Origin of the sequence: Clostridium sp. USBA 49, assembly GCF_900167505.1 — a bacterium.
Taxonomy (GTDB): Bacteria; Bacillota; Clostridia; order Clostridiales; family Clostridiaceae; genus Clostridium_AT; species Clostridium_AT prolinivorans.
This window is the reverse complement of record NZ_FUYD01000011.1, coordinates 1-14,416: the sequence shown is the minus strand read 5'-3', so window position 1 is coordinate 14,416 and position 14,416 is coordinate 1. Positions and strand designations below refer to the sequence as shown.

Here is a 14,416-nt window from a genome sequence, read left to right as displayed (position 1 = left end):
ATAATTTTAGCAGTTAAAAGCATTATTTACTATAGTCATTATATTATTTTTAAATTTTTCTACTTTATTATCTGCATCTTCTAAGCTATTTCCTATACATGAAACATATATTTTCATCTTAGGTTCAGTCCCAGATGGCCTTACCACAAACCACGAACCATCTTCTAATATAAATTTAAGCACATTTGATTTTGGAAGATTTATCTCTTTTTCTCTATTATTTATTAAATCCTTTTCTACACTTAATTTATAGTCCATCTTCTTTATTATTTTAACATTATCTATAGAATCTTTCATTGAATTTCTTAAATATTCCAAAGCCTTTGATATTTTTTCCTGGCCTTCTTTACCTTCAAGCTCTATAGATATTAAACTTTCTTTATAAAAACCATATTTTTCATAAAGTTCCATTAAAGCATCATAAAGACTCATACCTTTAGTTTTATAATATAAGCTCATCTCACTTATAAGTACTGATGCAATAACTGCATCTTTATCTCTTACAAAGTCGCCAGCTAAATACCCATAACTTTCTTCAAAACCAAACAAATATGTATTACTATGAGTTTCTTCAAATTCTTTAATTTTTTCTCCTATATATTTAAATCCTGTAAGAACGTTTATAATTTTTACACCAAAATCTTCTGCTATTTTTGCAGCCATTTCAGTAGTAACTATAGTTTTTATAATTGCTCCATTTTCAGGAAGATTATTTGTTTCTTTAAGAGAAGAAATTATATAATGAGTTAAAAGAACTCCTGTTTGATTACCTGTAAGTACTTTGTACTCTCCTTTATTATCTTTTACTACAACTCCAATTCTATCACAATCAGGATCTGTACCAAAAATTATATCTGGTTGTACTTTTTCAGCCATTGAAAGAGCTAATTTAAATACTTTAGGATCTTCTGGATTAGGATAAGCTGCTGTTGGAAATGTACCATCTGGAAGTTCCTGCTCTTTAACAACAAATACATTTTCATATCCTAATTCTTTTAAAGCTCTTCTTACTGGTATATTACCAGAACCATGAATAGGAGTATATATTATTTTTAAATCCTTTGCTTTTTCTTTGATAAGTTCTTTTCTTATTGTAAGGCTTTTTACTTTATCTATATAACTTTTATCTATCTCTTCCCCTATTATATTCAAAAGTCCTTTGCTTTTTGCTTCTTCTATAGATATTTTTTTTACTTGAGAAAAATCTGATACTTCTGAAATAAATGATAGTATATCAGAAGCTGATTTATCAGTAACTTGTCCACCATCTTCTCCATATACCTTATATCCATTATATTGTTTTGGATTATGAGACGCTGTAATAACTATTCCTGCCTTAGATTTTAAAGCTCTTACAGTATAAGAAAGCATAGGCGTAGGTCTTAATGATTCAAATAAATTAACTTTAATATTATTAGCACAAAGTACTGAAGCTGCAGTTTCTGCAAATTCCTTTGACATTATTCTTGAATCATAAGCAATACTTACAGAAATATCGTTTTTATTATATGTATTTAAAAGATATTGTGCCAATCCTTGTGTTGCTTTCCCTACGGTATATATGTTCATTCTGTTGCTTCCAGCACCAATTACACCTCTAAGCCCTCCTGTACCGAATTCTAATTCCTTATAAAATCTGTCCTCCAATTCTTTTTCATCTTTTATAGACTTAAGCTCTTCTTTAGTTGCATCGTCTATTTCATTAGAATTAATCCATAAGTTATACCTTTCTTTATATGTCATAATTTCCCTCCTAAAATTATATAATGAACATTTTTATTATACTATAAAATCGTGGAAATAAAATACATTTTTTTATATATTATTAATTTTTTATATTTATTCTTAATACGGGCGATTTTTCATTACATCTATTATAAAATTTAATTGTGCCAAACTTAAGTTATTTTTATATTTATAAGGTACTTTTTCAAACTATAATAGAGGTAAGTTTTTAATTAACTCTATTGTAAAAATATGTGTAAATAAACTTATACTGTGCAAAGAAACTTTAATATCAAAATAGGCACAAATCAAAGTGCTTTCGTTAGACTCACTAAAGCTTAACAAAAACACTTAATTTGTGCCTAATAATATTTAATTTATAATTATTTATACATTAAATATTATTTATAAATATTTATAAATATTTATAAATTTTATATAAATGTTGATATTTTAATACTCTAAAATCCTATAAATTAGTTTATAAAATTTTTATTTAGTTTCAAATTACAAATTGCATTTTATGCATTTGAACTACTTGAAACATTTGGAGTATCTTTTATTATTACGCTTGTATTTCCATCAACTACTGTGCCTATAACTGTATTGGGATTATCTATAAATGTAATTTCATCAGACACTTCTATATCCATTAATCTATATGTATCACCAAATTTTAAATTTGAAATATCTGCATTAATAGTTTTAGGCATATTAGAAGCAGCGCATTGTACTTTAACTTTGTTACGTTCTTTTTGAAAAATTTTACCATCTTTTATTATATTGTCTTCTCCAATAAAAGAAATAGGAATTTCTGTAACAATTATAGAATTACTATTTAATGATTCTAAATCTATATGCATTAATTTTCTATTTACTGGATCTTTTTGTACTTCTTTTATTAATGCTTTATGCTCTTGACCATCTATGTTTACAGTGATTACACCATGTTCACCACTATTTTCTATTTCTTTTGAAATTTCCATCTCAGCAATTTCAAATAATAAATTAGACATATTTTTCCCATAAAGTACTCCTGGTACTTTACCATTTCTTCTTTCTTTTTTGGCTTCATGATTACTCTTTTTTTCTCTTTTTACAGCATTTAAAATCTCCATTTTTATCCCTCCTACTTCTTCTATTATTGCCATTATTTAATATTTATATACATTGCATATTATGAGAATAATACTAAATAAAAGCTTTTATAATAAAATATTTATAATATATTGTATTTAATATTGCATTTAAAAACTCTATATCCTATAATAATGTTGTTTTACATATATATAAATTTATTATTTTTTAAATTTAGCAGCGTACTTTATGAAAGAAGGTGTTTTTTTTAGTGTATAAATTGGATCAAAATCAAACTCCTCTTTTTGATGCCCTTTTAGAATATGTTAATAGAGATACTATACCTTTTCACGTACCAGGTCATAAAAACGGTAGAGGTATGGATGAAGAATTTAAAAATTTTATAGGTGAGAATCCTTTTAAAATTGATGTAACAGTATTTAAACTTGTAGACAGCCTTCATCATCCAACAGGCCCTATAAAAAAAGCACAGGAATTAGCCGCAGATGCATATGGCTGTGAAGCTTCTTTCTTTTCTATACACGGTACTTCAGGAGCAATTCAAGCTATGATAATGTCTGTTGTAAGTGATGGGGATAAAATTATTATACCTAGAAATGTTCATAAATCTGTTACTGCTGGCATTATTTTAAGTGGTGCAATACCTGTTTATATGCAGCCAGAATTAGATAAAAGAGTAGGTATAGCTCATGGAGTTTCCCCAGAAACTGTAGAAGAAACTTTAAGACAAAACCCTGATGCAAAAGCAGTACTTATAATAAATCCTACTTATTATGGTGTTTCCACAAATATAAAAAAAATAGCAGATATAGTTCACAGCTATGATATTCCTCTTATAGTAGATGAAGCTCATGGTCCTCATCTTGGTTTTAACGATAAATTGCCTATGTCTGCCATAGAAGCTGGTGCAGATATATGTGCTCAAAGCACTCATAAAATAATAGGAGCATTAACTCAATGTTCTTTGCTTCAAGTAAATTCAAAAAGAATAGATAAAGAGAGAGTTCAACAAGTTTTAAATTTACTTCAAACTACATCACCTTCTTACATACTTATGGCATCTTTAGATTGTGCAAGAAGACAAATTGCACTTTATGGAAAAGAATTATTAGATAAAACTATAGAATTATGTAATTATACAAGAAGAGAAATTAATAAAATACCTGGTTTTTATTGTTTCGGTGAAGAAATTTTAGGAAGCCTTGGAGCTTATTCATTAGATCCTACAAAAATAACTATAACCTGTCGTGACTTAGGAATTACTGGTTATGACTTGGATATGATTTTATCCAATAAATATCATATACAGATGGAACTTTCAGACCTTTATAATGTTCTTGCTGTCGGTTCTTTTGGTGATACTGAAGAAAATATGGAAAAACTTCTTAATGCGTTAAGAGAGATAAGTTTAGAATATTATGGTAAAGGTAATAAAAAATCAGATTTTATAGATATACCAAGCATACCTCAATCTGTTCAAAAACCTAGAGAAGCTTTTAATAGTGAAAAAAAGTCTATTCTTTTAAAAGATAGTATAGGCATGATAAGTGGAGAATTTTTAATGGCTTATCCTCCTGGAATTCCTGTTTTATGCCCAGGAGAAATAATAACAAAAGAAATAGTAGACTATGTAGAAAATCTTAAAAACGCTGGATTATATGTTCAAGGTACAGAAGATCCTAAGGTTGAATATATTAAAGTTGTAATACCTAATTAAATATTTTATATAAAAAGAGTACAAATTAAAATTGAGTATAAAATACTCAATCTTAATTTGTACTCTTTTGTTTTTTATGTGAAACTTATATTATGATTATATAAAAAAGTCTTTTTATTAAATATTGACTACTATATATAAATGATGTAATAAAAACTTAGAAACACTATAATTAGAAACACTATAAATTGTATAACAGAAATTAATTTACAGCTTGTTTTAAGTTAATCATATAGTTAAATTTTATTAATATTAAATTTAACTATATGATTAACTTATAGCTAAATACTTCATCTTTTTTACAATATATTAAATACTTATTTAAATATAATTTATATTCTTATATTTTTTATTCTATTATCTATCTTTTCATTATTCATATCACTTAAAAATTTTAAATATTGTGAGTTTGTCATATAAAGTACATTTTTATAAGTTTTTATAATTTTAATATAATAAGATAATTCATAGCTAACTTTCATAAGTGAAGAAACTATATCTTTATTAAATCTAAATGGAATCTTCTTTTTTTTCTTTTCAGCCATTTTCTTTACATAATCTAAATAATTTTCTAAAGTAGATATTAATTTTACTTTTTCAAAATTAAGCTTTAATATTTCTTCATATAAAGGATATAATATTTGAATTTTTTCTTTATTAAAAGGTTTATATTGCATTTGATTAACTAAATCTGAAATTTTTTCTACAGCTTCATTTATCTTTAATCTAAGTTCTAGAAGTTTTATTGAAACATTTTTAATATTTTCTGTATTTTCTACACCTTGACTTTTTAAAAAGTCTAATCCTTTTATTATGTCTTTAATATCCTCATTTGTTCTTTCTAATCCTTCCATATTTAAAAGTGCAGATATAAAGCCATAAGTTTTATCTTCACTATAAAAAAGTTCATAATAATGTCCTAATTTAGCAAGTTCATTTTGTATATTTTTAGAGTGTACAAAATTATTGTATTCATCTACATACAAAAATCCTGTCTTTTCATTTTTGAAAAAAGTTTTTTTGAAAAATATAATTTCTTTATAAATTTTATCATTAAGTTCTAAACTTCCAGAAACTTTGCAAATTTCATTTTTATTTAAATATTTTTCTAATAAAATCATCATTTCTTTAGATGGTTCTTCGTATACAGGCATATTTATCTCCTTTATTTTTTATTATAATTTCATTTCTTTGTATTCATCTTCTGTATAAACATTTATACCATTTCTTATAAGAAGTTCCGCTGTTACTCCGTTTCCTTTTATCTTTTTTCCAGAAAAACTTCCATCATAAATTTCACCTTTACCACAAGAAGGACTTTTAGATTTTAAAATAGCAATTTTTGAATTAAGCTCTTTTGCAATTTTTAACGTTTCTTTTGCACCTTTAATAAATTTATCTGTTCCATCATCTCCATTTACACTTATAACTTTACATTTTCCATCTAATACACAAGCTCCACTACCACCAAAAATTTCATGAGGAGGTCTTGGTGTCGGAAGTCCTCCAAGCTGTTCTGGACAAACTAATAGAGCTTTACCTTCTTTTAAAAGTTTTACTATTTTTTCATCTAAATTGTTTTTACCATCATAACGAGTATTAATACCACATAAACAAGCACTTATAATAATCATTTTAGTTCCACCACCGTAACTCCACTGCCACCTTCACCATAACTTCCAAGTCTATAACTTTTTACATGTGGATGTTTTTTAAGCATTTCATTTATAACCTGTCTTAATACACCTGTACCTTTACCATGAACAACAGTAACTTCAGTAAGGCCTGCTCTATATGCATCATCTAAATATTTATCAGTAGTATATAAAGCTTCCTCTGAATCCATTCCTCTTAAATCAACAGAAGAAGGTACTGATTTTAAATTTAAATTTACTTCTCTTTTTTTTATCTGTTTTTTTTCTTCTTTTGAGATTTTAGATGCTCTTAAATCTTTTAATTTTACAGTAATTTTCATAATTCCTGCTTGAACCTGAAGTTCACCTTTATTATCAGGCTTAGATAAAACAATGACATTTTGATTTAAAGAAGGTAAAAATACTTCTTCACCTTCCTTAACTTCTTTTAATGCCTCTCCATTTTCATCATTTGTATCATTTATAAAATCTTCAACATTTTCTAATTTATTTTTAAGTTTTTTTCTTTCTTCCTCTAATTTTTGTCTTACTTCTGAAGAATACCCCATTTTTTCAAGTTCTCTTATATTTTTAAGTATAGTATCGGCTTCTTCTTTTGCATCTTTAATAAGTCTTTTAGCCTCTCTTTGAGCATTTATTATAGCATTTTCTCTAGTTTTTTGTAAATTAAAAAGTTTTTCTTCATATTTTTCTTTTATTTTAGCTGCCTCAATTTTTAAATTTTCAGCTATTCTAGCATCATTTTCAGCCTTAATGCTTTTTTCTTGAAGACTTTGTATAAGTTCTTCAAATTTTAAAGTATCACTAGATATTTTTTCTCTTGCATCATTAATTATATACTCTGGAAGTCCAAGCCTTTTTGATATTTCAAAAGCATTTGATTTCCCTGGAATACCAATAAGAAGTCTATATGTAGGCTTTAAAGTTTCAACATCAAATTCTACTGAAGCATTTTCAACTCCAAAGGTTTTAAGTGCATATCCTTTAAGCTCACTATAATGCGTTGTAGCTACAATTTTAGTACCTCTTTTCCTTAAATGTTCAAGAATAGCTATAGCTAATGCTGCTCCTTCTGTTGGATCAGTTCCTGCTCCAAGTTCATCAAAAAGTACTAATGAATTTTTATCTGCTTTATTTATTATATTTACTATATTAGTCATATGAGAAGAAAATGTAGAAAGGCTTTGTTCTATGCTTTGTTCATCTCCTATATCAGCAAAAATTTCATTAAAAAAACTTACTGTAGAATTTTCACGAGCAGGTATCATTATACCACTAAGTGCCATAAGATGAAGAAGTCCTACAGTCTTTAAAGTTACAGTTTTCCCTCCTGTATTAGGTCCTGTTATTACAAGAGATGTAAACTCTCTTCCTAAATAAATACTTATAGGCACAACTTTTTTAGAATCAATAAGCGGATGTCTTCCCTCTATAATATCTATAATTCCATTATCATTTACATTTGGACAAGTACAATTATAACTACTTGCAAATTTAGCTTTGGCAAATATAAAGTCTAATTCCCATACTATATTTGCATTATTTTTAACTGCAATTATATTTTCATAAACTTTTGAAGAAAGTTCAGAAAGTATTCTCTCTATTTCAGCTTTTTCTTTAAGCATAAGCTCTTTAATTTCATTATTTAAATTTACTAAACTTATAGGCTCTATAAAAAAAGTAGATCCTGAAGAGCTTTGATCGTGTATAAGTCCTTGTACTGAACCTTTATATTCAGCTTTTACAGGAAGTACATATCTTTCTCCCCTTATAGTATATATATTATCCTGCAAAAATTTAGAATTAGTTCTTATTAAAGAATTTAATTTATCTTTTATAGAAACATTTTTGTCTTTTAAAGATTTTCTTATATTATAAAGAGTAGTACTTGCCTTATCAGAAATTTCCTCATCACTTACTATAGCAAAAAAAATATCATCTTCTAATTTTTTTAAAGGTATAATACCTTCACATATATCCTCAATGACTTTAAAAGATTCTTCTTCTTCATTATGACTTATATATTCTTTAAATCTTCTTGCACAACGAAGCATATTTGCAATTTTTAAAAGCTGCCCAGGCATAAGATCAGATGCTTTTTCCGCCATTTTTATTCCTTCTCTTACATCATATAGACCTTCAAAAGGAGGATTTCCTTTTTTAGTTAAAAGCTCTAACGCTTCTTTAGTTTCTTCTAAATGTTTTGAAACCTCATAAATATTATCATAAGGAGATAAATTTTCTATTATATCTTTACCTGCAGCTGTTACAGTATAATTTTTTATTATATCTTTTATTTTATAATATTCTAAAATTTTTAAAGCCTTTTCGTTCAATCTATTCAACTCCTCTTTTAAAATGCCCTCTAGTAAAGTTTTTATAGTCATAAGGCCATTTGCTTTCTTTAAAAGCATTTAAAATTTTTAAAGTTTCTTCATAATTTTCATCAATAAAATCTAATCTAAAAGAATTTATATTCATGTTATTAATTTCATCTAAGTTAGGTATTAAATTTGTAGAAACACTATTGTATATATAGCTTCTGCAGAATTTATCAGTTTTTAAAATAAATTCCTCACCTTTTCTATCTTTTAGTACATAGTTTCCATATTCACAATTTTCTTTACAATTAACATTACTGCATTTGCCCCCTAAAATACTTCCAACAGGGCAATATTCACTTACCATAAGTTCTTCTTTTCCATATATTTTCATTTGAATTTTTGATATTGTATTTTTAACAATTTCTATTATTTCTCTTTTGTTTAATTCTACACTTAAACAAACTTCATTTAAAAATTTTTCATAAAATAAAACTGAATAGCTGTTAAAAATATTAAGCTTATAATCTCCTATTATAGAAAGAGTAGAATTAAATTTATTAATTATACCTAAATTAGAAGTTACTATTCCCTTAATATACGGCAATGATTTCTCTATTATACTGCAAATATAGTTAAATTCTTCTTTTATTATATTTGGTATCTTTAAATAAATTTTATCATAATTTAAAAGCTTTATATCCTCTAAATTTAAATTGTTTTGCTTTTTAAAAATATCAACAACTAAAACTCCATTTATATTACTATCTATAAAAGCTTTTATCTGTTCAGTATTATTTACTATAACAAATACTTCTTTTGATTTTTTAGCATTTGTAGTTATATTTTTATTAGCTAAATAACTTGTATTAAAATTTAACTTTCTTTTACTTTTGCCAATTATATAATTTTGTATTTTTTCTATAAGTTCTCTTCTTACAAAATTTATTGAAGATAAAGGTAAAAATCCTTCTTCAAAAAATTCAAATTGTATGTTTTCAAACTTAAAAGGAGTGTCTTTGCTTTTTTGAAGATTTTCTTTAATCTTATCTATATCTAACGGTTTTTTAATTGCACTTTGAACTATATCTCCATATTCAATAAATTCTTTACCTTCATAAGTAGTTTTAATAACAAGTCTTTCTCCTTTTTTAAAAATTACATTAAGGCTTAAAGATATTTTTCTTTCAAATATATCTTTATAATAATTTTCTAAATATTTTAAAAGCAATATATCAGAAGTTTTAAAAATAATATCTCCATTTTTATATTTTAATGGTAAAAGCTTGACTAAATCACCTTTAAAAGCTTTTTCTACCTCTTCTCCATTTTTTATTATTTTAGATAAAGTAAATCCTTCTTCTTTAACTCTTATTCCATCACCTATTGAAATATCCTCTTTAAGTTTTACTAAAGAATTTTTAATTGCCTCTCCAATTTCTATACCTGTATTTTTAGGAAATTTATAAGCCATCATATCTTTGCCTTTGTTCCCAAAAAGATAAGCTTTTGAAAATCCTTCTCTATTAAAAAGTTTTAAAAGCTTTTTATTTTCATTTTCAAAATCAAAAGCTGTGTTATTATAAATGCTGTCAATAGCTTTTCTATATAAGCTTACAACTCCAGCTACATATTCTGGTCTTTTCATCCTTCCTTCTATTTTTAAAGAGGCTGCTCCACTATTTATTATTTTTTTAATATCAGAAAGTGTACAAATATCTTTAGGACTTAAAATATAGGCAGAACTTTCTCTTAAATTATTTTTATCTATCAAAGTATAATAAAGCCTGCATGGCTGTGCACATCTTCCTCTATTTCCGCTTCTTCCACCTATTATACTGCTCATAAGACATTGACCTGAATAACATATACATAGTGCTCCGTGTATAAATATTTCAGTTTCTATTCCTAAATCTTTAGAAATATGTATTATTTCTTCTAAAGAAAGCTCTCTTGAAAGTACTATCCTTTTAAATCCTAAGTTTTTTAAAAATAGTGCTCCCTCTCCATTATGAACTGTCATTTGAGTAGAAGCATGTATTTCAAAATCCGGGAGATTTTTTCTAATAATATAAGCTAAACCTGTATCTTGTATAATTAAAGCATCTACACCAATTTTATATAAAAAACAAGTATAATCTAATGCTTCCTTAATTTCACTTTCTTTTAAAAGTGTATTTAAAGTTACATAAACTTTAACACCATATAAATGACAATAATCAACTGCTTTTATAATATCTTCTTCATCAAAATTAGACGCATAAGCTCTTGCAGAAAATTTATTTCCTCCTAAGTAAACTGCATCTGCTCCACCTTGTACTGCTGCATATAAACTTTCCATATTCCCTGCTGGAGCTAATAGTTCTATATTTTTCATATTCATCTCTCCAATATATTCTCACTTAAAAATATTCTATCCCTTATTATACAATAGTTTTTAAAATTTAAAAGCATTATTTTAAAAGTAAAAAACTATATAGAATACATTTATACTTTATATTTTTTAGAATTATAATTATAAAAAATATAGTAAAAAACGAGATAGGATATACATACATCCCTCTCGTTTTAATTTTAAGAATTTAATATTTTATTATAACTTTTATATAATTTTTCTATACAATTAGACCAATTATAATTATTTAAAACATGATTTTTAAGCTTAATTTTCTTTTTTTGCTTTAGACCTTCTTCTAATACTTTTAAAATGTTTTCATATTCATAAGGATTTACATAAAGAGCCATATCTTTAAAATATTCTTCTGCACTTCCCTCCATTGTAGATATTATATTGCATCCACTTGCAGCAGCTTCTAATGAAGATAATCCTGGCATTTCCATAAAACTTGGAAGTACATGAATTTTAGAAAACCTATAAGCGTTATATATATGATAACTATCTACAAAGCCAAGATAAACAACATTTTTATATTTCATACATTCATTAAAATACGAAGTATCATTTATATTTCCAATAAGTACAAGTTTTACTCCTAACTTATTGCAAGCTTTAGCTAAGGCAAGCTGATTTTTTTGGGGTGTTATTCTTGCTACAGAAAGTACATAGTCTTCTAAATTATATCTTCCCTTTAAGTTATAAAGAGGAGTTTCATCATTTTCTACTTCAACACCATGAGGTATTATACTGCAAGGTAATTCAATATTAAAATCATTTCTAAGCATATTTTCTTCTATTTTACTGTTTGGATAAATAAGTTTACAGCCTTTTAATATTTCTTCCCTATAAAGTCTGCATCTTTCCCAAAGTTTTATATTTTCTACTTGATTTTTATATATATAGTACTTTTTTAAATTACCATATATAGGTGTTATAACAATATTTTTCTTTTGTTTATGAGCTTGTTTATAATATTTATATGTCTCTCCCATTCTAGTTAAATTAAAAAGATGTACTATGTCATAATCTGAATAATCTGTTATATAGCCGTCATTAATATAAACTTCTACTCCCAATTTTTTTAAATATTTATATGTCATAATAACTATTTTAGAATCACCAGCAAAGCTTTTTATATAGTCTCCTCTTACGCAAAGTAAAACTTTCATAACTCCTAATCCCCCTAAAATTCCGTCGTAATTATCTTTTTAGAATATACCTATGCTGCAAATAAAAATAATATCACGATTTTATATAAATAAAAGATAATATTATAAACACATTTTAATATACCTTCATATATTATAATCATGAAGATAATTTATGTCTTAATTAAAATATATTTTTTTCCCTTTTAAATGGAGGTTAGTATTATGAAAAATAGCATAAGCTTATGCATGATAGTAAAAGATGAAGAAGAATACCTTCCAAGGTGCTTAAAAAGTATCAAAGATATTGTAGATGAAATTATTATTGTAGATACAGGCTCTAAAGATAAAACTGTAGAAATTGCCAAAAGTTTTGGTGCCAATGTTTACTATTTTAAGTGGACTAATAATTTTAGTGAAGCTAGAAATGAATCATTAAAATATGCTACAAAAGATTGGATATTAATTTTAGATGCAGATGATGAAGTATATTCTGAAGATCAAAAAAATTTAAAATCCTTATTAGATAGTTCATTGGATGAAAATATAATTTACTATTTTCAAACAATAAATTATTGCGGAGATGTAATTGATGATAATTTTACAACTATGAATTTAAATCCAAGATTATTCAAAAATAATAAAGGTATTCATTATGAAGGAGAGGTTCATAATCAATTATCTTATCCAGAAAATATTCAACATGCAATTTGTGATTTCATAAAAATTCACCATTATGGATATATGAATAAAGTTATAAAAAATAAAGATAAAAAAAATAGAACAATTACCCTTTTAAAAAATCAATTAGAAAAAAATCCTGATGAACCTTTTGCTAATTTTAATTTAGGAACTGAATATGCTGGATTAAATGATTATAAAAATGCTTTAAAACACTTTTATAAATCTTATGAAAAATTTGATCCTCAAAATGGATATAGTTTTTTACTAATATTAAGAATAGTTATAGCCAATTATCAATTAAAAGATTTTGATAATGCTTTAAAATTTATAAATATTGGTATTGAATATTATCCTGATTTTACTGATTTATATTTTTTTAAATCTCTTATATTTAAAGATTTAGATATGCCCATACTTCAAATAAAAGCTTTAAAAAAATGCGTTGAATTAGGGGAAGCACCTCCTCAATTAAGATGTTACTATGGTACAGGAAGTTTTAAAGCATACTATGAACTTGGCAATGCATATTTTAATCTTAAAGATTATGATACTGCTTACAATTATTACATTGAAACAATGAAATCAAAAAATGATTTTATTACTCCATTATATAATATTGCTCATATATTAAAAATTAGAAATACTCCATTAGAAGATTTTAAAAAAATTATGGAAGATTTTTTACCCGATTCTCTTAATTCAAAATTAATACTGATAAACTTATTTTTTAATGAAGATTATTATGATACAGCATTAGAATACATTGAAAAATATGAACAATATTCAACAATTACAGAAAATTTAAATTTTATAAAAGCCAAATGTCTTTTAATGACAGGTAAATTTAATGAATGCATTTGCTTAAATAATGTAGAAGAAAATAATTCTTATTATGTACCTCTTTCTATGTATAAAGTTATAAGCAATATATTAATTAATAATTATAATGGAGCATTATCTATATTAAATAATTTTAAAGAAGATAATTTATCAAACCATGATAAAAAGCATTTTAAAGTGTATTCTCAGCTTTTAAAGCTGTTTACTAAAGAAGCTTTATTAGATATATCTAATGAAGAAAATGAATCAGAATATCTTAATATTATTTTGGAAATTTTAGAAATTTTACTTGTAAATAATAAATTCAATGAATTTAAAATAGCTGTAAATTTATTAAATTTAATAAATAATAAATTTATATTGCTCGCTTTTGGGAAACTTTATTATAAATATGGATATATTGAACATTCAAAAAATGAATTAATAAGATCAATAAAAGAATTTGAAGTATATGATAAAGAATCTTTAAAAATTTTAATGAATTAATAAATACTAAATTAGATTATTATATTCTTAGAGCCTGCAAAAAATTTTGTGTAAACTGAATAAAAAGCACTCTTTCTTGGCAAGAATTTGGATAGATAATATACCAAATATTTACAAGAAGGAGTGTTTTTTATGTCGAATATTTCTAAAGAAATTTTAAGAAATTATGTTAATGAGCAGAACTTTAAAAGTCCTAATGATGTTTTAGCTGCTATGAAAGAATTATTTAAAGAGGTACTGCAAGAAGCATTAGAAGCAGAAATGGATACACAGCTTGGATATGACAAGTATGATGTTACTGAAAAACAAACCTCAAATAGTAGAAATGGATACTCAAAGAAAAC

At 25.2% G+C, this 14,416-nt stretch carries 10 protein-coding genes; 3 read left to right on the top strand and 7 right to left on the bottom strand.

Going from position 1 to position 14,416, the window contains the following annotated elements; all coding sequences use genetic code 11:
* Positions 1–6 precede the first annotated feature (6 nt).
* Positions 7–1,743 (bottom strand): phospho-sugar mutase, encoded by a 1,737-nt coding sequence (locus B5D11_RS09875; protein ID WP_078682871.1) that lies wholly within the window; start codon positions 1,741–1,743, stop codon positions 7–9.
* Positions 1,744–2,246: 503 nt separating this feature from the next.
* Complete coding sequence (locus B5D11_RS09870) at positions 2,247–2,843, bottom strand: 50S ribosomal protein L25 (protein WP_078682870.1); 597 nt, start codon at positions 2,841–2,843, stop codon at positions 2,247–2,249.
* A gap of 230 nt (positions 2,844–3,073) precedes the next feature.
* On the opposite strand from B5D11_RS09870, the gene B5D11_RS09865 reads away from it, so the two are divergent.
* Positions 3,074–4,540, top strand: a complete 1,467-nt coding sequence (locus B5D11_RS09865; protein WP_078682869.1) for an aminotransferase class I/II-fold pyridoxal phosphate-dependent enzyme — start codon at positions 3,074–3,076, stop codon at positions 4,538–4,540.
* Between the two features lie 332 nt (positions 4,541–4,872).
* Here the strand turns inward: B5D11_RS09865 and B5D11_RS09860 are convergent, their stop codons facing one another.
* The 5 genes from B5D11_RS09860 to B5D11_RS09840 all read right to left on the bottom strand — a co-directional run bounded on the left by B5D11_RS09860 (position 4,873) and on the right by B5D11_RS09840 (position 12,083).
* Positions 4,873–5,694 carry a hypothetical protein gene (locus B5D11_RS09860; protein ID WP_078682868.1) on the bottom strand — a complete coding sequence of 274 codons (822 nt, stop codon included), beginning with the start codon at positions 5,692–5,694 and terminating at the stop codon, positions 4,873–4,875.
* A 21-nt stretch (positions 5,695–5,715) separates the two neighbouring features.
* Positions 5,716–6,174 carry a DUF523 domain-containing protein gene (locus tag B5D11_RS09855; protein ID WP_078682867.1) on the bottom strand — a complete coding sequence of 153 codons (459 nt, stop codon included), beginning with the start codon at positions 6,172–6,174 and terminating at the stop codon, positions 5,716–5,718.
* A complete protein-coding gene (locus B5D11_RS09850) occupies positions 6,171–8,531 on the bottom strand; it encodes an endonuclease MutS2 (protein WP_078682866.1) in 2,361 nt (786 codons plus the stop codon). The genes B5D11_RS09855 and B5D11_RS09850 overlap by 4 nt, the downstream gene beginning before the upstream one ends.
* Before the next feature lies 1 nt (position 8,532).
* Positions 8,533–10,893 carry a U32 family peptidase gene (locus B5D11_RS09845; protein WP_078682865.1) on the bottom strand — a complete coding sequence of 787 codons (2,361 nt, stop codon included), beginning with the start codon at positions 10,891–10,893 and terminating at the stop codon, positions 8,533–8,535.
* Positions 10,894–11,090: 197 nt separating this feature from the next.
* A complete protein-coding gene (locus B5D11_RS09840) occupies positions 11,091–12,083 on the bottom strand; it encodes a glycosyltransferase family 4 protein (RefSeq protein ID WP_078682864.1) in 993 nt (330 codons plus the stop codon).
* A 204-nt stretch (positions 12,084–12,287) separates the two neighbouring features.
* On the opposite strand from B5D11_RS09840, the gene B5D11_RS09835 reads away from it, so the two are divergent.
* Together B5D11_RS09835 and B5D11_RS09830 are read left to right on the top strand one after the other, a co-directional pair.
* Positions 12,288–14,072: a tetratricopeptide repeat-containing glycosyltransferase family 2 protein gene (locus B5D11_RS09835; RefSeq protein ID WP_078682863.1), complete on the top strand. Its 1,785-nt coding sequence runs from the start codon at positions 12,288–12,290 to the stop codon at positions 14,070–14,072.
* A gap of 132 nt (positions 14,073–14,204) precedes the next feature.
* Positions 14,205–14,416, top strand: a 212-nt coding sequence (locus tag B5D11_RS09830) for a transposase (protein WP_078682862.1), incomplete at its 3' end; no start/stop codon positions are given.